Origin of the sequence: Demequina lignilytica (assembly GCF_030418305.1) — a bacterium.
Classification (GTDB): Bacteria; Actinomycetota; Actinomycetes; order Actinomycetales; family Demequinaceae; genus Demequina; species Demequina lignilytica.
The window spans coordinates 656,057-675,579 of the sequence record NZ_JAUHPX010000001.1 but is presented as its reverse complement, the minus strand read 5'-3'; the positions used below and the strand labels follow the sequence as shown (position 1 = coordinate 675,579).

The 19,523-nt window shown below is 73.4% G+C and carries 20 protein-coding genes; 15 read left to right on the top strand and 5 right to left on the bottom strand.

Features of this window, described 5'->3' with window-relative positions; genetic code table 11:
• Positions 1-6: 6 nt before the first annotated feature.
• The 4 genes from leuC (at position 7) to QQX10_RS03125 (ending at position 3,600) form a co-directional block, all read left to right on the top strand.
• Positions 7-1,431, top strand: a complete 1,425-nt coding sequence (leuC, locus tag QQX10_RS03140) for a 3-isopropylmalate dehydratase large subunit (protein WP_301120063.1) — start codon at positions 7-9, stop codon at positions 1,429-1,431.
• 16 nt (positions 1,432-1,447) lie between these two features.
• Entirely contained in the window at positions 1,448-2,089 is a 642-nt protein-coding gene (gene leuD / locus QQX10_RS03135) for a 3-isopropylmalate dehydratase small subunit (RefSeq protein WP_301120064.1), read from the top strand.
• 78 nt (positions 2,090-2,167) lie between these two features.
• Complete coding sequence (locus tag QQX10_RS03130; protein WP_301120065.1) at positions 2,168-2,962, top strand: CPBP family intramembrane glutamic endopeptidase; 795 nt, start codon at positions 2,168-2,170, stop codon at positions 2,960-2,962.
• Positions 2,959-3,600, top strand: a complete 642-nt coding sequence (locus QQX10_RS03125; protein WP_301120066.1) for a nucleoside/nucleotide kinase family protein — start codon at positions 2,959-2,961, stop codon at positions 3,598-3,600. The genes QQX10_RS03130 and QQX10_RS03125 overlap by 4 nt, the downstream gene beginning before the upstream one ends.
• 12 nt (positions 3,601-3,612) lie before the next feature.
• Here the strand turns inward: QQX10_RS03125 and QQX10_RS03120 are convergent, their stop codons facing one another.
• On the bottom strand, positions 3,613-4,485 hold the full coding sequence (locus QQX10_RS03120; protein ID WP_301120067.1) for a PfkB family carbohydrate kinase: 873 nt from the start codon (positions 4,483-4,485) through the stop codon (positions 3,613-3,615).
• Between the two features lie 59 nt (positions 4,486-4,544).
• Between QQX10_RS03120 and murA the strand changes: the two genes are divergently transcribed.
• The 4 genes from murA to QQX10_RS03100 are packed head-to-tail and all read left to right on the top strand — an operon-like array spanning position 4,545 to position 8,677.
• On the top strand, positions 4,545-5,855 hold the full coding sequence (gene murA / locus QQX10_RS03115; protein ID WP_301120068.1) for a UDP-N-acetylglucosamine 1-carboxyvinyltransferase: 1,311 nt from the start codon (positions 4,545-4,547) through the stop codon (positions 5,853-5,855).
• Positions 5,856-5,859: 4 nt separating this feature from the next.
• Complete coding sequence (locus QQX10_RS03110; protein ID WP_301120069.1) at positions 5,860-6,585, top strand: lysophospholipid acyltransferase family protein; 726 nt, start codon at positions 5,860-5,862, stop codon at positions 6,583-6,585.
• Positions 6,582-7,583 (top strand): NAD(P)H-dependent glycerol-3-phosphate dehydrogenase, encoded by a 1,002-nt coding sequence (locus tag QQX10_RS03105; RefSeq protein ID WP_301120070.1) that lies wholly within the window; start codon positions 6,582-6,584, stop codon positions 7,581-7,583. Before QQX10_RS03110 ends, QQX10_RS03105 begins: the two co-directional genes overlap by 4 nt.
• Positions 7,583-8,677, top strand: coding sequence for a D-alanine--D-alanine ligase family protein (locus QQX10_RS03100; protein ID WP_301120071.1), 1,095 nt, complete (start codon positions 7,583-7,585; stop codon positions 8,675-8,677). The genes QQX10_RS03105 and QQX10_RS03100 overlap by 1 nt, the downstream gene beginning before the upstream one ends.
• Before the next feature lie 167 nt (positions 8,678-8,844).
• Here the strand turns inward: QQX10_RS03100 and QQX10_RS03095 are convergent, their stop codons facing one another.
• A complete protein-coding gene (locus QQX10_RS03095) occupies positions 8,845-9,315 on the bottom strand; it encodes a DUF3515 family protein (RefSeq protein ID WP_301120072.1) in 471 nt (156 codons plus the stop codon).
• A 54-nt stretch (positions 9,316-9,369) separates the two neighbouring features.
• Between QQX10_RS03095 and QQX10_RS03090 the strand changes: the two genes are divergently transcribed.
• Positions 9,370-10,722 carry an MATE family efflux transporter gene (locus tag QQX10_RS03090; RefSeq protein ID WP_301120073.1) on the top strand — a complete coding sequence of 451 codons (1,353 nt, stop codon included), beginning with the start codon at positions 9,370-9,372 and terminating at the stop codon, positions 10,720-10,722.
• A 6-nt stretch (positions 10,723-10,728) separates the two neighbouring features.
• On the opposite strand, the gene QQX10_RS03085 is transcribed toward QQX10_RS03090, so the two are convergent.
• On the bottom strand, positions 10,729-11,349 hold the full coding sequence (locus QQX10_RS03085; RefSeq protein ID WP_301120075.1) for a YitT family protein: 621 nt from the start codon (positions 11,347-11,349) through the stop codon (positions 10,729-10,731).
• 100 nt (positions 11,350-11,449) lie between these two features.
• Complete coding sequence (locus QQX10_RS03080; protein ID WP_301120077.1) at positions 11,450-11,785, bottom strand: TfoX/Sxy family protein; 336 nt, start codon at positions 11,783-11,785, stop codon at positions 11,450-11,452.
• Between the two features lie 51 nt (positions 11,786-11,836).
• On the opposite strand from QQX10_RS03080, the gene QQX10_RS03075 reads away from it, so the two are divergent.
• Complete coding sequence (locus tag QQX10_RS03075; protein ID WP_301120079.1) at positions 11,837-12,778, top strand: thiamine-phosphate kinase; 942 nt, start codon at positions 11,837-11,839, stop codon at positions 12,776-12,778.
• Between the two features lie 72 nt (positions 12,779-12,850).
• Here QQX10_RS03075 and rpmB read toward each other — a convergent pair whose 3' ends face one another.
• Positions 12,851-13,042 carry a 50S ribosomal protein L28 gene (gene rpmB, locus QQX10_RS03070; RefSeq protein WP_301120081.1) on the bottom strand — a complete coding sequence of 64 codons (192 nt, stop codon included), beginning with the start codon at positions 13,040-13,042 and terminating at the stop codon, positions 12,851-12,853.
• 220 nt (positions 13,043-13,262) lie between these two features.
• Here rpmB and QQX10_RS03065 point away from each other — a divergent pair, with 220 nt between their 5' ends.
• From QQX10_RS03065 to coaD, 5 genes are all read left to right on the top strand, one after another.
• On the top strand, positions 13,263-14,777 hold the full coding sequence (locus QQX10_RS03065; RefSeq protein WP_301120083.1) for a DAK2 domain-containing protein: 1,515 nt from the start codon (positions 13,263-13,265) through the stop codon (positions 14,775-14,777).
• Positions 14,774-16,999 carry an ATP-dependent DNA helicase RecG gene (locus tag QQX10_RS03060; protein ID WP_301120085.1) on the top strand — a complete coding sequence of 742 codons (2,226 nt, stop codon included), beginning with the start codon at positions 14,774-14,776 and terminating at the stop codon, positions 16,997-16,999. Before QQX10_RS03065 ends, QQX10_RS03060 begins: the two co-directional genes overlap by 4 nt.
• A gap of 96 nt (positions 17,000-17,095) precedes the next feature.
• Positions 17,096-18,349, top strand: coding sequence for an AGE family epimerase/isomerase (locus tag QQX10_RS03055; protein WP_301120087.1), 1,254 nt, complete (start codon positions 17,096-17,098; stop codon positions 18,347-18,349).
• A 4-nt stretch (positions 18,350-18,353) separates the two neighbouring features.
• Positions 18,354-18,947, top strand: coding sequence for a 16S rRNA (guanine(966)-N(2))-methyltransferase RsmD (gene rsmD / locus QQX10_RS03050; RefSeq protein ID WP_301120089.1), 594 nt, complete (start codon positions 18,354-18,356; stop codon positions 18,945-18,947).
• Entirely contained in the window at positions 18,944-19,420 is a 477-nt protein-coding gene (gene coaD / locus QQX10_RS03045) for a pantetheine-phosphate adenylyltransferase (protein WP_301120091.1), read from the top strand. Before rsmD ends, coaD begins: the two co-directional genes overlap by 4 nt.
• The last annotated feature ends 103 nt before the right edge of the window (positions 19,421-19,523 follow it).

Below are 19,523 nucleotides of genomic sequence, written 5' to 3'. Positions count from 1 at the left end.
ATCGCCATGGGAACCACCCTCGCCGAGAAGCTCTGGGCCAGCCACCTGGTCCGCAAGGGGGAGGACGGCGCCCCTGACCTCATCTACATCGACCTCCACATGTGCCACGAGGTCACCAGCCCGCAGGCGTTCGAGGGCCTCCGCCTCGCCGGTCGCCCGGTCCGTCGCCCGGACCTCACGATCGCGACCGAGGACCACAACACCCCGACGCTCGACATCGACCTGCCGATCGCGGACGAGACCTCGCGCGTCCAGATCAACACGCTGCGCAAGAACGCCGAGGAGTTCGGCATCCGCATCCACTCGCTGGGCGACGCCGACCAGGGCGTGGTCCACGTGGTCGGCCCGCAGCTCGGCCTCACCATGCCGGGCATGACGGTGGTCTGCGGCGACTCGCACACCTCGACCCACGGCGCGTTCGGCTCGTTGGCCTTCGGCATCGGCACCTCGGAGGTCGAGCACGTGCTCGCCACGCAGACGCTGCCGCTCAAGCCCTTCAAGACCATGGCGATCAACGTGAACGGCGAGCTGCCCGAGGGCTCCACCGCGAAGGACATCATCCTGGCGATCATCGCCAAGATCGGCACCGGCGGTGGCCAGGGCTACGTGCTCGAGTACCGCGGCGACGCGATCCGTGCGCTCTCCATGGAGGCGCGCATGACCATCTGCAACATGTCGATCGAGGCGGGCGCCCGCGCCGGCATCATCGCCCCCGACCAGACCACCTTCGACTACGTGCAGGGCCGTCCCCACGCCCCCGAGGGCCAGGACTGGGACGATGCGGTGGCCTACTGGAGCACCCTGGTCACCGACGACGACGCCACCTTCGACACCGAGGTGAACCTCGACGCGGCCGACCTCGAGCCGTTCGTCACCTGGGGCACCAACCCGGGCCAGGGCCTGCCGCTCTCGGCCGCGGTCCCCAACCCCGCCGACATCCCCGACGAGGTCGACCGCGAGGCCGCCGCCAACGCGCTCGAGTACATGGGCCTCACCCCGGGCACCCCGCTGCGCGAGATCGCCATCGACACGGTCTTCCTCGGCTCCTGCACCAACGGGCGCATCGAGGACCTCCGCGCTGCCGCCGACGTGATCAAGGGCCGCACCAAGGCCGAGGGCGTTCGCTTCCTGGTGGTCCCCGGCTCGGCTCGCGTGCGCCTGCAGGCCGAGGCCGAGGGCCTCGACCGGGTCTTCCTCGACTTCGGCGCCGAGTGGCGCAACGCCGGCTGCTCGATGTGCCTGGGCATGAACCCGGACCAGCTCAAGCCGCAGGAGCGCTCGGCGTCCACGTCGAACCGCAACTTCGAGGGCCGTCAGGGCAAGGGCGGCCGCACCCACCTGGTGTCGCCGCTGGTCGCCGCCGCCACCGCGGTCCGCGGCACGCTGTCCAGCCCCGCCGACCTGGTCGACGCCCCCGCGGCGCTGGTCTGAGACAAGGAGAACAGTCATGGAGAAGTTCACGACCCACACCGGCGTCGGCGTCCCGCTGCGCCGCTCCAACGTCGACACGGACCAGATCATCCCCGCGGTCTACCTCAAGCGCGTCACCAAGACGGGCTTCGACGACGCCCTGTTCGCCGCCTGGCGCGGCGACTCGGAGTTCATCCTCAACCAGGACGCCTACAAGCACGGCTCGGTGCTGGTCGCGGGCCCGGACTTCGGCACCGGCTCCTCGCGCGAGCACGCCGTGTGGGCCCTGAAGGACTACGGCTTCAAGGTGGTGCTGGCCTCCCGCTTCGCGGACATCTTCCGCGGCAACTCGGGCAAGCAGGGCCTGCTGACCGGCATCGTCTCCCAGGAGAACATCGAGCTGCTGTGGAAGCTGCTCGAGACCGAGCCCGGCAAGGAGATCACGGTCTCCCTCGAGGACCGCACGGTCACCTGCGGCGAGCTCACGGTCCCGTTCGAGATCGACGACTACGTCCGTTGGCGCCTCATGGAGGGCCTCGACGACATCGGCCTGACCCTCCAGCACGAGGAGGACATCACGGCGTTCGAGGGCACCCGCGCCGCGTGGCGTCCGCAGACGCTCCCGGCCAAGACCCTGCCCAAGGTCGAGATCGAGGCGGCGCGTCCCGTCGACGCCTGACCCCGCGCCGCGCATCGTCCGTCGAGGCCCGCACCCCGCCCGGGGTGCGGGCCTCGACGCATCTGGCATAGTCCCTGCATGAGGTTCGCGCTGAGGGTCGCCGCCGCCGTCCTGGTGGTGGGCGCCGCGGTGCTGCTGTTCGCCGTGCACGTGCGCCCGCTCGGCTACGTGCCGCTCGCGGCGGGCGTGGTGCTGGGTCTGATCGTCGATCGGGCGCTCGGCCGCGACCTGGGGCTGATCGCGCTCGGCCAGGTGATCATCTCCACCATCTCCCTCAAGGCGGACCTGTCGGACGCCGGGATGATGCGCTTCACCCTCGCGCTCGGCGCGGCCGTCCTGGTGCCGACCCTGATCTCGCGGCTCGTCTTCAAGGAGTCGACCATCCAGTTCCCGATCGGCACCGGCCAGCGATGGACCCGGACCATGTGGATCTACCTCGGGATCGTGGTGCTCGCGGGCTATCTGATCCTGCCGTTCTACTTCATCTCCTCGGGCGTCTACGCGAACTGGCCGGACCTGGACAGCGGGGGAGAGATCGCGCGGCTGTTCGTCGGCGTCAACGCGGTGGGCCTGTGGGACGAGCTGTTCTTCATCTGCGTCGTCTTCGCCCTGCTGCGCCGCCACTTCCCGATGCCGCTCGCCAACGTGCTCCAGGCCGTCGTCTTCGTCAGCTTCCTGTGGGAGCTCGGCTACCGGTCCTGGGGGCCGCTGCTGACCATCCCGTTCGCGCTGGTGCAGGGCTGGATCTTCGCGCGGACCAAGTCCTTGCCGTACGTTGTGGCCGTGCACCTCCTCTTCGACGCCGTCGTGTTCGGCGTGCTGGTCCACGCGCACCATCCGGAGCTGCTGGACATCTTCGTGACCGCGCCATGATCAAGATGCTCGCCGAGCGGGCGCGCGCCCTCGCCGCGGGCGGCGGCCGCGTGGTGATCGGGATCGCGGGCATCCCGGGCTCCGGGAAGTCGACGGCGGCGACCGCGCTCGTGCGGCGGCTCGGCGCCTACGGCACGCCCGCGGCGTACCTGCCCATGGACGGCTTCCACCTGTCCGCGTCCACGCTGGCCGCGCAGGGCCTCGCCGACCGCAAGGGCGCGCCCGACACGTTCGACGTCGACGGCTACGTCGCGCTGCTGCGTCAGGTGCGCTCGGGGTTGGGCATGGCCCAGTGGGCGCCGGACTACGACCGCGAGAGCCACGACGTGGTGCCCGCACGGATGCTCATCCACCCGGATGCGCGCGTGGTGATCACCGAGGGCAACTACCTGGCGCTGCCCGAGGGGCCGTGGGCGGCCGTCCGACCGCTCCTGGCCGAGCTCTGGGGCATCGAGGCGTCGTGGGAGGGCGCGCGGGAACGGCTCATCGAGCGGCGCGTCACGACGGGGAGGACGCTCGATGAGGCGGTGGCGTGGGTGGATCGCGTGGATGCCGCGAACGCGGCGCTGGTCGCCCCGACGATCGACCTGGCGGACGTGGTCGTCGCGTTCGACGAGATGCACCCCGAGTCCGTCTGAGCCGGCCGCCGGTCAGGCCAGCCAGGCCCGGGTGCCGAAGCTGCCGAGCGACTCCGCGACCACCGCGGAGGCGAACGCGATGTCGTCGGCGAGCCGCGCATCGTCCCGTCCCAGCGACGCGATGCGCCACGTCAGCGCGCCGTGGAAGAAGTCTCCCGCGCCGAGGGTGTCGACCACGGGCGAGACCCGGGGGACCTCGACCTCGCCGGACGATGCGGGCGTCGAGAACAGCACGGAGCCGCCGCCGCGCGTGATGACGGCGGTGGCGACGCCGAGGCCGGCGAGGTAGGCGAGCACGGCCGACGGCTCGCCGCCGGTGCCGGGCGGCGCGAAGTCATCCGAGACCACAGCGATGTCGCAGGCGGCGACCACCTCATCGGTGTGCGGCTTGTGCGACCCGGCGTCGAGGATCACGGGGATGCCGGCGTCGCGGGCGCGCCGCGCGATCGGCAGCGACACGTCCGGGAAGTAGCCGTCGACCAGCACGGCCCCGATGCCGTCGATCGGGGTCTCGCGCTCGGCGGCCACACCGCCGGCGGTCGCGATCCCGCTGGGCGAGACCACGGCGCGGTCGCCGGTCGCCCGCGTCACCATGATCGAGGCCGTCACGGGCGGGCCGTCGTACGCCGCGACCGCCTCGAGCCGGACGCCGCACCGGTCGAGGTCCGCGCGGATGAGCGCGCTGAGGTCGTGGCGCGGGAGCGCGGTGACCAGGGCCGGTGCGCCGCCGCAGCGCGCGAACGCGACCGCGGCGTTCGTGGCGGGCCCTCCGGCCGCGACCAGGAAGTCCAGGGCCGCGACCTTCTGATTCGACGCCGGCAGGCGCTCGACCAGCTGGACGATGTCCAGCGTGCTCAGCCCGGCGAAGATGGCGGCGGCGGTCACGCGGCGAGTCTACGTCGGACGATGCGTGAGGCCGCCGCGAGTAGGGGATGATGGTCCCCATGACCGATTCCATCCGGGTCACCGGCGGGCGCCCCCTCACGGGCGAGATCACCGTCCGCGGGGCCAAGAACTTCGTGTCCAAGGCGATGGTCGCGGCGCTGCTCGGCAGCACTCCGTCGACCCTGCGCAACGTCCCCGAGATCCGCGACGTCGCGGTGGTGTCCTCGCTGCTGCGGCTGCACGGCGTCGGCGTCGACTACGACGTCGAGACCGGCGTGCTCGGCATGGACACCAGCGAGCTGGTGAAGGCGGACGCCGCGCAGATCGCGGCGCACGCCGGCTCCTCGCGCATCCCGATCCTGTTGTGCGGGCCGCTGCTCCACCGGCTCGGCCACGCCGTGATCCCCGACCTGGGCGGGTGCCGGATCGGCGACCGGCCCATCGACTTCCACCTCGAGATCCTCACCAAGTTCGGCGCCCACGTCGAGCAGATGGAGGACGGGCTCTACCTCACCGCGCCGAGCGGCCTGAAGGGCATCAAGCACAAGCTCTCGTACCCGTCCGTCGGGGCGACCGAGCAGCTGCTGCTGACCGCCGTGATGGCCGAGGGCATCACCCACCTCGAGGGCGCGGCCGTCGAGCCGGAGATCAAGGACTTGATCGACACGCTCCAGAAGATGGGCGCGATCATCTCGGTCGACACGGACCGCTCGATCACCATCGAGGGCGTCAAGCGCCTCCACGGCTACGACCACTTCTCGCTCACCGATCGCATCGAGGTCGGCTCCTGGGCGTCCGCGGCGCTCGCGACCAAGGGCGACATCTTCGTCCACGGCGCCCAGCAGCGCACCATGGGCATGTTCCTCAACGTGTTCCGCAAGGTGGGCGGCGAGTTCGACGTGGTGCGGGACGGCATCCGGTTCTACCACCCGGGCGGCGACCTCCGGTCGATCGCGCTGCAGACGGATGTGCACCCCGGCTTCATGACGGACTGGCAGCAGCCGCTCGTGGTGGCGCTCACGCAGGCCAAGGGCCTCAGCATCGTCCACGAGACGGTCTACGAGCAGCGCTTCGGCTTCACGCAGGCGCTCAACCAGATGGGCGCACACGTGCAGCTGTTCCGAGAGTGCCTCGGGGATCGCGCCTGCCGGTTCGGCGCCCGCAACTTCAAGCACTCCGCGGTGATCTCCGGGCCCACGCCGCTCGCGGCGGCCGACATCGAGGTGCCCGACCTCCGGGGCGGGTTCTCCCACCTGATCGCGGCCCTCGCGGCGGAGGGGACCTCGACCGTGCGCGGCATCGGCATCATCGACCGCGGGTACGAGAGCTTCCGCGGGAAGCTCGCCGCGCTCGGGGCGGAGGTCGAGTAGCCGCATGGCCACCGCACCCAGCCGGTTCTATCGCAACGCCGCGAGACCGCTCCAGGCGCTGATGACGTCCGTGACCCGCAAGGACTGGCACGGCGCCGAGCACCTCCCGTCGGACACGGGCTACATCGCCGTGTCCAACCACGTGACGTACGCGGATCCCATCACGCTCGCGCACTTCCTCTACAACAACGGGCAGGTGGTGCGGTTCCTCGCCAAGTCGTCGCTGTTCTCCGCCCCCGTGATCGGGGCGGCGCTGCGCGGCTTCGACCAGATCCCGGTGTACCGCGGCACGTCGCGCGCCAAGGAGGCCGTGGACAAGGGCGTCGAGGTGCTCGAGCGGGGCGACATGATCGCGATGTTCCCGGAGGGCACGCTCACCCGCGATCCCGACCTCTGGCCGATGGCGGGCCGCACCGGCGTCGCGCGCATGGCGCTCGAGACCGGCGTGCCCGTGATCCCCGTCGCCCAGTGGGGCGCGCATCGGCTGCTCGGGCGCTACGAGAAGGTGCCGCACCCGTTCCCGCGCAAGACCATCACGGTGGTCGCCGGCCCGCCCGTCGACCTCGACGAGCTCCGCGCCCGGGTGGCCGGCGGGAAGGTCGACACCGAGACGCTGCGCGCCGCGACGGACCGCATCATGGCTACGCTGACGAGCATGGTCGCGGAGATCCGAGGCGAGACGCCGCCCGAGAAGCCCTACGACATGCGGGCGCAGGGGGAGAAGCGGTGACCCGCGCCGCGGTGCTCGGCGCCGGCGCCTGGGGCACCACCTTCGCCGCCGTCCTCGCGGACGCGGGCACCGACGTCACCCTGTGGGGCCGCGACGAGGCGGTGATCCGTGCGGTGCGTGACGAGCGTCGCCACGACACGTCGCTGCCCGGCATCGAGCTGCCCGCCGGGATCCACGCGACCACGGATGCGACGGAGGCGCTCGCGGACGCGGAGCTCGTGGTGATCGCGGTGCCGTCGCAACGGGCGCGAGCGATCCTCGAGCCCTTCCGCCCGCTGCTCGCGGACCACGCTCTCGCGGTGTCGCTCATGAAGGGCATCGAGCTCGGCACGCACGAGCGGATGTCGCAGGTGATCTCCGAGGTGTGGGGCCTGCCCGACGACCGTGTGACGGTGGTGTCGGGACCGAATCTCGCGCGCGAGATCGCCGAGCGGCAGCCGACCGCGACGGTCGTGGCGTCGACGAGCACCGAGGCGGCCGAGCGCGTGGCCGCCGCCACGGCGTCGTCGTACTTCCGTCCCTACACCAACGCCGACGTGGTCGGCGTGGAGCTCAGCGGCGCCTACAAGAACGTCATCGCGGTCGGCGTGGGCGTCGCGGACGGCCTGGGCTACGGGCACAACACGACCGCGACGGTGATCACCCGCGGGCTCGCGGAGATCACCCGGCTCGGTCTCGCGCTGGGTGCTCGTCCGGAGACCTTCTCGGGGCTGGCGGGGATGGGCGACCTCATCGCCACGTGCGCGTCGCCGCTGTCCCGCAACCACACGCTGGGCGCGCACATCGGGCGCGGTGCCTCGCTCGAGGAGGCCATCACCCTGACCCGTGGCACGGCCGAGGGCGTGAAGACCGCGCAGTCGATCCGCGAGCTCGCGGCCTCCGCGGGCGTCGAGGTCCCCATCTGCGACGGCGTGGTGCGGATGCTCTCCGGCGAGGTGCCGCCGTCGACCGTGGTGGAGACGCTCCTGTCGCGTCCCCGCAAGGCCGAGGTCGGCTGATGGGCCGACCCCGGGTGGCGGTGCTGTTCGGAGGCCGCTCGTCGGAGCATGGCGTGTCCTGTGTCACCGGCGGCGGCGTGCTGGGCGCGATCGACCGCGACCGGTGGGACGTGGTCGCGATCGGGATCACGCGCGACGGACGGTGGACGCGGGTGTCCGACCGGCCCGAGGACTGGCGGATCGTCGACGGCGAGATGCCGTCGGTCGCCCCGACCGACGCGGTCGTGGTGCCGCCCTTCGAGGCCGGGGTGAGCGAGTGGCGCGAGGTCGCCGACTCGGGGTCCGTGAGCTCGCTCGGATCGATCGATGTGGTGTTCCCCCTGCTCCACGGCCCCTGGGGCGAGGACGGCACCATCCAGGGCGCGCTCGAGCTCGCCGACGTCCGCTACGTCGGCTCCGGCGTGCTCGCGTCCGCGCTCGGCATGGACAAGCAGTTCATGAAGATCGCCTTCCGGGCCGCCGGCCTGCCCGTGGCGGACGATGTGGTGGTCACCCCCGCGCTCGGCGCCGATGAGCAGCGGGAGGCGATCGAGGCGCTCGGGCTGCCGGTGTTCGTCAAGCCCGCGCGCGCCGGCTCGTCGATGGGGATCTCGAAGGTGTCGTCGTGGGATGCGCTCGACACGGCCCTCGCGGAGGCAGTGCGGCACGACCCGAAGGTGCTGATCGAGGCCGCCCAGGTGGGCCGCGAGATCGAGACTGCGGTGCTGGCGACGCCCGACGGGCTGCTCGCCTCGCCCGCCGGTGAGATCGTGACGGGCGGCGACCACGAGTTCTACGACTTCGAGGCGAAGTACCTCGACGAGGACGCGGTGCAGCTGCTGTGCCCGACGTTCCTCGAGCCGGACGTGGCGAACGTGGTCGCCGACTTCGCGCGCCGCGCCTTCGTCGCCGTGGGGGCCGAGGGCCTCGCGAGGGTCGACGTGTTCGTGGCGCCCGACGGTGGCGTGGTGGTCAACGAGATCAACACGATGCCCGGCTTCACCACCACCTCGATGTACCCGCGGATGGCCGCGGCGGCCGGGATCGCGTACCCGGCGCTCGTCGAGACGCTCCTCGCGACCGCGATGGCGCGCCCGGCGGGCCTGCTGCGCTGAGCTTCAACCCGCGCCTCGGCCCGACCTCCCGCCCCCGGACAGCCCGCACGGAACCGGGGCCGACACGCCGTCCGGGGGACGCGCATCGTCGCTCCTGACCGGCGTGTCGCGCCCAGATCCGTGCGGAGTGTCCGGGAAAGGGCCGGGCGGGACCGGATGGGACCGGGTCAGCGGCACTCGAGGCCGTTGGCGGGCGCGAGGGCGGCCGCCGGGGAGACCTCCGCGAGCACGTCGCCCAGCGCGTCCTGCGCCCGCTCCTTCGGCACCACGAGCTCGACCGCAGGGGAGCGCCCGAAGGTCACGGTGCGCCACGTGCCGCCCTCGTCGATCACCAGCCAGTCGACGGTCGCGGCCGACGTCTCGATGCTGAGGCACTCGTCGGTGGTGGGCCCGGGCGGCTCGACGCCGCAGCGCATGACGAGCGGGTACTCCTCGCCCCACGCGGCGGTCGCCTGCGAGCTCGTGGGCTGCCCCGGCAGCCCTCCCAGGTCCTCCGGCATGGCCAGCATCACGCGCGCGCAGTCGACGTCGGCGGCGTACGGCGCGGGGTCGACCACCAGCGGCGACGCGCAGCCCGTCAGCAGGGGTGCGGCGGCCGCGGCGAGCACGGCTGCGGCGGCTGCCGGACGGGGGATCATGCCTCTCAGCCTAGGGGCGTCCGGGGCGTCCGCCGGACCGGGTAACGTCGCCGTGTGACACCCGCGCCGCTCCCGCATCGCCGGGCCTTCTCCCTGGCCTGGCCCGCGATCGTCGGCAACGTCACGGTGCCGCTGGTGGGCCTCGTCGACACCGCGATGCTGGGCCATTTCTCGACCGCGACGCACATCGGCGCCGTGGCGCTCGGCTCGACGGTCCTGAGCGCGCTGATGTGGCTCGTCGGGTTCCTGCGGACCGGCACCACGTCGCTGGTCGGACGCGCGCGCGGCGCGGGACGGGACGATGCGGCGCTGACGCACGCGCAGCGCGCGGCGCTGCTCGCGGTCGCCCTGGGCGCGGGGGCCCTGGTGCTCCAGTGGATCGCCATCCCGGCCCTGATGTCGGTGCTGGCGCCCGCCGGCGACGTGCGCGAGCTCGCGATCCAGTACGCGTGGATCCGCATGACCTCGGTGCCCGCGGCGCTCCTCACGCTGGTGATCAGCGGATGGTTCGTGGGCTCGGGCGACACCCGCCGCCCGCTCGCGATCGTCGCCACCGTCAACGTGGTGAACCTGGGCCTCGACGTCGCGTTCGTCGGCGGGCTCGGGTGGAACTCCGCGGGCGCGGCCTGGGCGACCGTGATCGCCGAGTGGCTGGGCCTCGCGCTGGCGCTCGTGCTGTGGTGGCGGGCGGCACCGTCCTCGCTGCGCGCGGGGGCGCGGCGCTGGCGCGGCCGCGGGCTGCGCTCGGGATGGCGCCGCCTCATGGCGATGAACACCGACCTGGTGATCCGCACGGCGCTGATCTACGCGGTGCTCATGTTCGTCACCGCGTACGGCGCCCGGCTGGGCCCCGAGATCCTCGCGGCGAACGCGATCCTGATGCAGCTGATGCTGCTCGCCAGCTACGGCCAGGACGGCTACGCGCACGCCGCCGAGGCGATGGTGTCGCGCGAGATCGGCGCGCGCGACGTGCCCGCCTTCCACCGGGCGGTCGCCGCCTCCGCCCTGCCGGCCGTCGGTATCGGCGCGGCGTTCTCGCTGCTGTACCTGGTCGCCTCCGGCCCGTTCGTGTCGGTGCTGACCTCCCTGCCCGAGGTGACGCAGGCGGTCGACGACTACATCGGCTGGGTGGTGTGGCTGCCGCTGGTCTCCGCGGGCGCCTACCTTTTCGACGGCGTGTTCCTGGGATCGGGACGCACGCGCGCGATGGCGTGGACCATGGCGGCCTCGGTGATCGTCGTGTTCGTGCCGGTGCTGCTCGCGGGGCTCGCCTGGATCCCCGACGGCCGCAACCACGACCTGTGGCGCGCGTTCCTGCTGTTCAACGCCGCGCGCGGGGTCTTCCTGGGGATCGCGTACTGGCGGATCACGCGCCGGGGTGCGTGGCTGCACGCCGCGGAGGCGTGAGCGGGCTCAGTAGCCCGTGTACCGCCCGGGCTTGTGGTTCATGGTGATGATGACGCTCAGCGCGATGGCGCCCAGAGCGGAGATCGCCACGACCCACGGCTCGCGCACGGTGAAGGACAGCAGGATCACCGAGGTGTCCAGCACCATCAGCACGTGACCGGCGCGGATCCGCGTGCGCTCCTGCAGCATGACCGCGATCACGGAGAAGCCGCCGACGGAGGACTTGTGGCGGAAGATGATGAGGATGCCCACGCCGCAGATCACGTTGGCGGCGATCGCGGCGAACACCGTGTCGACGTTCTCGATGTGCAGGAACTGCTGGGCGACCGCCGAGGTGATCGACACGAGCCCGACGGTCGCGGCGGACCGCAGCGCGAACGTCCAGCCCGACTTCCATGCGGCCAGCGCGATGAACGGCAGGTTGACCAGGATGAGCAGGACCGGCAGCGGCACGTGCATCGCGTAGCTCAGCAGCAGCGACAGACCCGCGGTGCCGCCGGTGACCAGGCCGCCGGCCTTGAGCAGCACCAGGCCGACGCCGAGGAGCGTGCAGCCCGTGAGGACGCCGACCACGTCCTCGAGGACGGTGTGCGGCGTCCCGGCGGGGGCGGTGGTGGGCTCGGTCATGAAGGCGCTCCTCGGATGCTGACGGGATGAGCGCGCGGCGATGGGCGCACCGCAGAGGATACCGGGCGCCGCGCCGGGACCCGCGCCGGCCGCGTCCCGGTCAGCGGCGGGGCGGCTTCGGCGGCAGCGTCGCGACGTAGGCGAGCGCCCGGTCGGTCTCCTCGCCGGACTCGGCCGCGAGCGGCAGGGAGACGTACTCGCGCATCGTCCGTCCGCCGGGCGCGAAGGGCGCGGCCTCGGGGCGGGACAGCGCGGCCTCCAGGGCCGGCTCGTCGAGCTTGAACGCGACGCGGTCGCCGAACAGGCACATGAACATGTTCCCGCCCACGAACGCGGCGAGCTGGCCGAACATCGGTCGCACCTCGACGCCGGGCGCGTCGGGCACCAGCGAGCGGAAGGCGTCCTTCTGGGCGTCGGTCGGGCGGGGCATCTCCATGCCGCCAGCGTAGGTGTCCGGACCCGGTCCCGCCCGGCCTACGCTGGCCCCATGACGACGATCGGCGAGATGGGGGAGGACGCGCTCATCGCGGCGTTCGCCCCGCGGCTGCCCGTGACGGACTCCGAGATCCTCGGGCCGGGCGACGATGCGGCGGTGGTCGCCGTCGACGGCGACCTGGTGGTCTCCTCGGACATCCTGGTGCAGGACGTCCACTTCCGGATGGACTGGTCCAGCCCCGAGGACGTGGGGTGGCGGGCGGCCATGCAGAACCTCGCCGACATCGACGCCATGGGTGCGGTCCCCACCGCGCTGCAGGTCACGCTCGCGGCGCCCGCGTCGCTCGACGCGGACTGGGTGCTGCGCTTCGCCGACGGGCTGCGCGAGGCGTGCGAGCCGCACGGGGTGGGCGTGGTGGGCGGCGACCTGTCCGGCGCGCGCGACGTGATCGTCTCCGTCACGGTGCTCGGCGAGACCCACGGGACCGAGCCGATCACGCGCGCCGACGCGCTGCCCGGGCAGCTGGTCGCGGTCTCGGCGCCGCTCGGCGCGGCGGCCGCCGGCTACGTCCAGCTCGCCGAGGGCCGGGAGATCGACGCCGAGAGCATCGGGCTGTTCCGCCGACCGCGGCCGCGGATCGGCGCGGGCCTCGAGGCGGCCCTGCACGGCGCCACCGCGCTGATGGACATCTCCGACGGCCTGCTCCGCGACGCGGCACGTATCGCGCGCGCGTCCGAGGTGGGCATCGAGATCCTCGGCGCCGACGTCCCGCTGCACGAGGGCGCGCGGCTCGTCGCCATCGAGCTCCAGGTGGACCCGCGCCCGTGGGCGCTCACCGGCGGCGAGGACCACGCGATGCTCGCGGTCTTCCCGCGCGCCTCGATGGTGCCCGGCGGGTGGACCGTGGTGGGCGAGACGACGGACGCGTTCGCCGGGATCCGGGTCGACGGCGAGGAGCCGGACCGGCTGGGATGGGACCACTTCGGCGCCTGAGCCGGCGCCGCGTGAAAAAGAAAACGGACGCCCCCGTCAAGGGAGCGTCCGTCGGGGACGGGCAGGTCCGCGTCAGATGGCGCGGGTGACCTTGCCGGCCTTGAGGCACGAGGTGCACACGTTGACACGCTTGGGGGTGCCGGCGACCACGGCACGCACGCGCTGGATGTTCGGGTTCCAGCGACGCTTGGTGCGGCGGTGCGAGTGCGAGATGGAGTGACCGAAGGACGGTCCCTTGCCGCAGACGTCGCAATTTGCAGCCACGATAGTTCTCCTAGAGTCGGCGCAGGCCGATAGGTGCCTGCAAATCTGTGGGGCCCGGGTGCTCGGGCAACCGCACTAGGGTAACCGACGCATCCCGGGTCCGGCAAATGCGCGCGCGAGGGGCCTCGCGGCGTCGCCGGGTGCCCGCCGTGTCGGCGGGCCGTGCCACGATAGTACGCGGGCGGCCACCGCTGCGCCGGCCCGCGACCGGAGGTGTTCAGTGAGCGAAGCGCACGCCCTGCGCCGCTGGCTGCGCTCGGGTCTCGAGGCCGTGCATTCGTCGCGCGGCGAGCTCGACGCGATCAACGTGTTCCCGGTCGCCGACTCGGACACCGGCACCAACGTCTACCTCACGCTTCAGGAGGGCAGCCGCGCCATCGCGCGCCTGCCCGCGGACGCCTCCCACCGCGATGTGGCCGCCGCCTTCGCGCGAGGCGTGCTCATGGGTGCGCGGGGCAACTCCGGGGTGATCGTCAGCCAGTACCTGGGCGCGCTGCTCCGGGTGCTCGACGACCGCGGCGGGCTGGAGGAGGTCGACTCGCACGGCATCGCGCAGGCGCTCGCCCGCGCCGCCGAGGCCGCCTACGCCGCGGTCAGCACCCCGGTCGAGGGCACGATCCTCACGGTGGCGCGCGCCGCGGCGCGGTCGGCCACCGACGTCGCCGCCGAGCGCGGCACCCGCGAGGCGGTGATCGTCGCCGCCGTCGAGGGGGCGCGTGCCGAGCTGGCCCGGACCCCCGAGAAGCTGCCGAGCGCGCGCGAGGCCGGGGTGGTCGACGCCGGTGCGGCGGCGCTCGTGCTCCAGCTCGAGATGCTCGCGGAGACCATCGCCGGGCCCGACGCGCTGAAGGACTTCCCCGAGGTGAAGTGGGAGCTGCCCGGCCGTCGGCGGCGTACCGCGCAGCCGGGGCACCTCGACCATGGCCAGGAGCACGGCGGCGCCTACGAGGTGATGTTCGTCGCCGAGCGTGCCGAGGACCTCCGCGCCCAGCTGATCGCGCGCCTGGAGGAGGTCGGCGACTCCGTCACCGTGACGGCGGGCCACGGCCTGGTCCACGCCCACGTCCACACCGACCACCCGCACCGCGCCGTCGACATCGCCGCCGAGACCCACGCCCACCAGATCGTGGTCCGCTCGATCGCGATGAGCATCGGGAACGACCGCGCCGCCACCGGGGTGGTCGCGCTCACCGTGTGCCCCGGGCTCGCGGAGCCCCTCGCCGACGCGGGCGCCGTGGTGCTCGTGGTGCCCGACCCGGGAGCGCTCGGCAGGCGCGACCTCGCCCGCGCCGTGCGCGACGCCTCGGGCGCCGAGGCGATCGTGGTCGCGGGCGACGCGCAGCTGCTCGGCGCGGCGCGCGCCCTCGCGGCGAGGAAGGGACGGCCGCGCCTGGTGGTGATCGACGCGTCGCACGAGGCCCACGTGATCGCGGCCGTCGCGGCCTCGGCCCTCGCCACGCCCGGCGAGGACGTCGTCGCGCTCATGCGCGCGGCGGTCGCCGCCACCACGGTGGCGGACAGCACGGGCGACGCCCTGGACGATGATCTCGACCGGATCGTCGACCGGGACACCGACGTCGTGACGCTCATCCTCGGCAGGGGTGTGGAGATGGGCGTCGCCGACCACGCGCGGCTGTCGCTCGAGGCGCGGGCCCCGGAGGCCGAGGTCGTCGTCCACGCCGGGGGTCAGGTGTGGCCGCCCGTCCTCATCGGGGTGGAGGCGGCGCCGGGATGACCGGCCTGCTCGCGGAACCGCTCGCGAAGGTGCTCGGCGCCCGCACGGCCGACTCGCTCGAGAAGCTGGGGCTCATCACCTCGGGGGACCTGCTCCGCCACTACCCGCGCCGCTACGGCGCTCCCGGCGAGCTGACAGCGCTGGGCGACCTCGCGCTGGGCGAGCATGTCACCGTGATGGCGCAGGTCAGGTCCGCGACGGTGCGGCAGATGCGCTCGCGGGGCGGCGCCATGCTGGAGGCGATCGTGACGGATGGCCGCGACTCGCTGCAGCTGACGTTCTTCGCCAAGCGGGCGGGCGTGCTCCGCATGCACGAGGACAAGCTCCGCCCCGGGCGGCGCGGGCTGTTCACCGGGACGGTCGGCGACTACCGCGGTCGCCGCCAGCTCACGCATCCCGACTACCTGATCGTCGGGGTCGACGCCGCGGATGAGGATCAGGCGATCGCCGAGGCGTCCCGCCCGATCCCGCTCTACCCGGCCGCCGCGTCCGTGCCCACCTGGCGCATCGCGCGCGCCGTGCGCGCCGTGCTCGATCCGCTGACGGAGCAGGACGTCCCCGACCCGATCCCCGCGGACCTGCGCGAGACGCGCGGGCTGCCCACGCTGCTCGAGGCGCTGCGCCTGGTGCACACGCCCGAGACGGAGTCCGACCACCGTCGCGGGCGCGACCGCCTGCGCTTCGAGGAGGCGCTGGTGCTGCAGACCGCGCTCGCGCGACGGCGGGCCGACCATGACGCGCTCGCCGCGGTGCCGCGACCGCGCGCCGCCGACGGCCTGGTCGACGCGCTCGACGCCAGGCTCCCGTACGCCCTCACCGCGGGCCAGCGGTCGGTGGGCGAGGAGATCGCGGCGGACCTCGAGCGCTCGACGCCGATGCTGCGGCTCCTTCAGGGCGACGTGGGCGCCGGCAAGACCGTGGTGGCGCTGCGCGCGATGCTGCAGGTGGTGGACGCCGGCGGGCAGGCCGCGCTCCTGGCGCCCACCGAGGTGCTCGCCGCGCAGCACGCCCGATCGCTGCGCGACCTGCTCGGCCCGCTCGCCGACGGCGGGCTGCTCACCGCGGCTGACCGCGCGACCCGGGTGACGCTGCTCACCGGCTCGCAGGGGTCGAAGGAGCGTCGGGCGGCCCTCGCGGAGGCCGCCTCGGGCGCCGCCGGCATCGTCGTCGGCACCCACGCGCTGCTCGGCGACACCGTCCAGTTCGCGGACCTGGGCCTGGTGGTCGTCGACGAGCAGCACCGCTTCGGCGTCGAGCAGCGCGACGCGCTCCGCGCACGGGGCGAGCGCGTGCCCCACACGCTGGTCATGACGGCGACGCCCATCCCGCGCACGGTCGCGATGACGGTCTTCGGCGACCTCGAGACATCCGTGCTGAGCGAGCGGCCCGCCGGGCGTCGGGAGACCGTGACCCACGTGGTCCCGGCCGGCAACGCCGCCTGGGTCGAGCGGATCTGGGGCCGCGTGCGCGAGGAGATCGACGCGGGCGGTCGCGCGTACGTGGTGTGCCCCCGGATCGACGGCGACACCGAGGAGGAGCCGGAGGACGTCCCGTTGGACGCCCCGGGGGACCGGGACGATGCCGGGGACGACGAGCCGTCCCGCCCGCCGCTCGCGGCGGTCGCCGAGGTGGCGGCCGAGCTGCACGGCGTGCCCGCGCTCGCGGGGGTCGGGATCGGGGTGATGCACGGACGGCTGTCGCCCGACCAGAAGGACTCCGCGATGCGCGCCTTCGCGGACGGCGCGGCGCCCGTCCTGGTCGCCACCACCGTGATCGAGGTCGGCGTCGACGTGCCGGCGGCGACGGCGATGGTGATCCTCGACGCCCAGCACTTCGGCATCTCCCAGCTCCACCAGCTGCGCGGCCGTGTGGGCCGCGGCGACCGGCCGAGCCTCTGCCTGCTCGTGTCGGCGGCGGAGCCGGGCACCGTCGCCCACGAGCGGCTGGCCGCGCTGGCCGCGACCACCGACGGGTTCGAGCTCGCGGAGAAGGATCTGGAGCTGCGCCGCGAGGGAGACGTGCTCGGCGCGGCGCAGTCGGGCGGGCGCAACTCGCTTCGGCTGCTGCGCGCCGTCCGCGACGCCGCGATCATCTCGGAGGCGCGCGACCTGGCGTCCTCCCTGGTGCGGGAGGATCCCGAGCTCGCCGCCCAGCCGGCCCTCGCCGCCGCGATCGCGGAGATGCTGGACCCGGAGCGGGAGAAGTTCCTCGACCGCGGATGACGCCGATGCAGGCCCTGCACGATGTGATCAATCCCACGGGCGCGCCGGGACATAACGATGTCCCCGCCGGGAATGTTAGCGGTTACATTGGACGCCATGCTCGACCGTGACGACCTCCAGCTCCGCGCGCTGCGCCAGATGGCCCAGCGCGAGCTCGCCGCCGACATCCTGCCGTTCTGGGAGGCGCACGCCTTCTCTGCCGAGGGCGCCCTGCGAGGGGGCGTGACCGGCCGCCTCGAGTACGTCGACGAGCTGCCGCGTCACGCCGTGCTCGCCGCCCGCATCCTGTGGACCTTCGCCGCCGCGGCCGAGGCGCTGCCCGAGCAGCGCGAGCGCCTGCTGGCCACCGGGCAGAAGGCGCACGACGCGCTGACCGGCCCGATGTGGGACAGCCTCCACGGAGGCGTCTTCTGGTCGCTGGGCGCGGACGGCGCGGTCGTCGACCCGCGCAAGCAGGTGTACGCGCAGGCCTTCGCGGTCTACGGGCTCGCCCGCTGGGCGCGCACCACCGGGGACGCGGCGGCGCTCGACCGTGCCCTGTGGCTGGCGGCGGCGCTGGACTCGAGCGCGCGCGACCGCGAGTACGGCGGCTACGTCGAGGCGCTGGCGCGCGACTGGACGCCCACCGAGCGGACCGCGCTGTCCGAGCGTGACCCCGACGTCCCCAAGTCGATGAACACCAACCTGCACGTGCTCGAGGCGCTCACCGAGCTGCTCCGCGCCAGCGGTGACGCCGCGGTGCGCGAGTCGCTCGAGACGCTGCTGCGGACCACGCTCGAGGCGATCCTGGTCGAGGAGCCCTTCCCGCACTGCGGCCTGTACTTCGACGAGTCCTGGGAGCGTCGCGACGCGGGCGTCTCGTACGGGCACGACATCGAGGCGTCGTGGCTCCTGTGGGACGCGTGGACCGCGCTCACCGAGCACGGGATCGAGGACCCGGACCTCGAGTGGGGGGCCCGCGAGGCCGCGCTCGGGCTTGCCGCGGCGGTGCGCGAGCGCGGCGTCGACCGCGACGGCGCAGTCATGTACGCGGGCACCGTCGACGGGCCGACCGACACGGACCGCCACTGGTGGCCGCAGGCGGAGGGCGTGGTCGGCTGGCTGAACGCCTATGCGGTCGGCGGGCGGCCGGAGGACCGCAAGGCCGCGATCCGTGCCTGGGACTTCATCGAGACTCACGTGGTGGACCGCGAGAACGGCGAGTGGTTCGCCCGCCTCGATGCGCAGAACCGGCCCCTGGCGGACGACGACGGCGACCTCAAGATGGGGCCGTGGAAGTGCCCGTACCACAATGCGCGTGCGTGCCTGGAGGTGCTGCGGCGCATCGCGGCCGAGCCCGCCTACGCTTGAGGGCGTGACCAGGATCATCGCGGGCCGCTGGGGCGGCCGGAGGCTCGCCGTGCCGCCGCGCGGCACCAGGCCCACCACCGACAGGGTGCGCGAGGCCGTCTTCAGCCGGCTCGACCACGGCGGCCACCTGCGCGGGGCGCGCGTGCTCGACCTCTTCGCCGGCTCCGGGGCGCTCGCGTTCGAGGCGCTGAGCCGGGGGGCGTCCGAGGCGACCCTGGTCGAGTCCGACGCGCGCGCCGTCAGCGTGCTGCGTGCCAACGCCCGCGACCTGGCGGTGGGACCGGACGCGCGGGTGGTGAAGGAGCGGGTCAGGCCGTTCCTGGGACGCGCCGCGGGCCCGTGGGACGTGGTGCTCCTCGATCCCCCCTACGACATCGCGCGGGACGAGCTCGCCGCGGTGCTCGAGGGGGTCGCCGAGGCGGTCGACGCCGACGGCATCGTGGTGCTGGAGTGGTCCACGCGGGCGGGCGACGCCCCCTGGCCGTCGGCGCTCGAGGAGGTCGCCGCAAAGGCCTACGGGGAGACCACCGTGCGCTACGCGGTGCCGCGTGCCGGCGGTCCCGACGTGTCCGTCGGAGGAGGTAGCGTCGAGGCATGACCACCGCAGTCTTCCCGGGCACGTTCGATCCGGTGACGTGGGGGCACGTCGACATCGCGACGCGCGCCCGCGCCGTCTTCTCCCACGTCATCGTCGCCGTGGCCCACAACTCGACCAAGACCCCGCTGCTGGACCTCGAGACGCGCGTCGCGCTCGCGCGCCGCGCGGTCGGACCGATCGACGGGGTCGAGGTGGTGCCGGTCGACGGCCTGCTGGTCGACTTCTGCAAGCAGGCGGGCGCGACCGTGATCGTCAAGGGCCTGCGCGGCGGCACGGACTACGACTACGAGCGCCCCATGGCGCTCATGAACCGCTCGCTCACCGGCATCGAGACCGTCTTCATCACGGGAGACAACGCCCTCAGCCACGTCGCATCGTCCCTGGTGAGGGACGTCGCCCGGCACGGCGGCCCGATCGGCCGCTACGTGCCGGACGGCGTGGTCGAGGCGGTCGACGAGGCCCTGCGTCCCTGAGCGCCGGCGCCGTCGCCGCGCGGGTTGGCCGAATCGGCCCGGATCCCGTACGATAGTGCGCTGGCCCTGCCGTTCGGGTGCGGGCCGAGGTCCTTGCGGACCG

Bases quoted from the DNA above. Each gene is read 5' to 3' on its own strand.
- QQX10_RS03055 (WP_301120087.1), top strand. From the start codon at position 17,096: ATGCTCGACCGTGACGACCTCCAGCTCCGCGCGCTGCGCCAGATGGCC.
- QQX10_RS03130 (WP_301120065.1), top strand. From the start codon at position 2,168: ATGAGGTTCGCGCTGAGGGTCGCCGCCGCCGTCCTGGTGGTGGGCGCC.
- QQX10_RS03100 (WP_301120071.1), top strand. From the start codon at position 7,583: ATGGGCCGACCCCGGGTGGCGGTGCTGTTCGGAGGCCGCTCGTCGGAG.
- murA (WP_301120068.1), top strand. From the start codon at position 4,545: ATGACCGATTCCATCCGGGTCACCGGCGGGCGCCCCCTCACGGGCGAG.
- QQX10_RS03125 (WP_301120066.1), top strand. From the start codon at position 2,959: ATGATCAAGATGCTCGCCGAGCGGGCGCGCGCCCTCGCCGCGGGCGGC.
- leuC (WP_301120063.1), top strand. From the start codon at position 7: ATGGGAACCACCCTCGCCGAGAAGCTCTGGGCCAGCCACCTGGTCCGC.
- QQX10_RS03085 (WP_301120075.1), bottom strand. From the start codon at position 11,349: ATGACCGAGCCCACCACCGCCCCCGCCGGGACGCCGCACACCGTCCTC.
- leuD (WP_301120064.1), top strand. From the start codon at position 1,448: ATGGAGAAGTTCACGACCCACACCGGCGTCGGCGTCCCGCTGCGCCGC.
- QQX10_RS03080 (WP_301120077.1), bottom strand. From the start codon at position 11,785: ATGGAGATGCCCCGCCCGACCGACGCCCAGAAGGACGCCTTCCGCTCG.
- QQX10_RS03075 (WP_301120079.1), top strand. From the start codon at position 11,837: ATGACGACGATCGGCGAGATGGGGGAGGACGCGCTCATCGCGGCGTTC.
- QQX10_RS03095 (WP_301120072.1), bottom strand. From the start codon at position 9,315: ATGATCCCCCGTCCGGCAGCCGCCGCAGCCGTGCTCGCCGCGGCCGCC.
- QQX10_RS03110 (WP_301120069.1), top strand. From the start codon at position 5,860: ATGGCCACCGCACCCAGCCGGTTCTATCGCAACGCCGCGAGACCGCTC.
- coaD (WP_301120091.1), top strand. From the start codon at position 18,944: ATGACCACCGCAGTCTTCCCGGGCACGTTCGATCCGGTGACGTGGGGG.
- QQX10_RS03060 (WP_301120085.1), top strand. From the start codon at position 14,774: ATGACCGGCCTGCTCGCGGAACCGCTCGCGAAGGTGCTCGGCGCCCGC.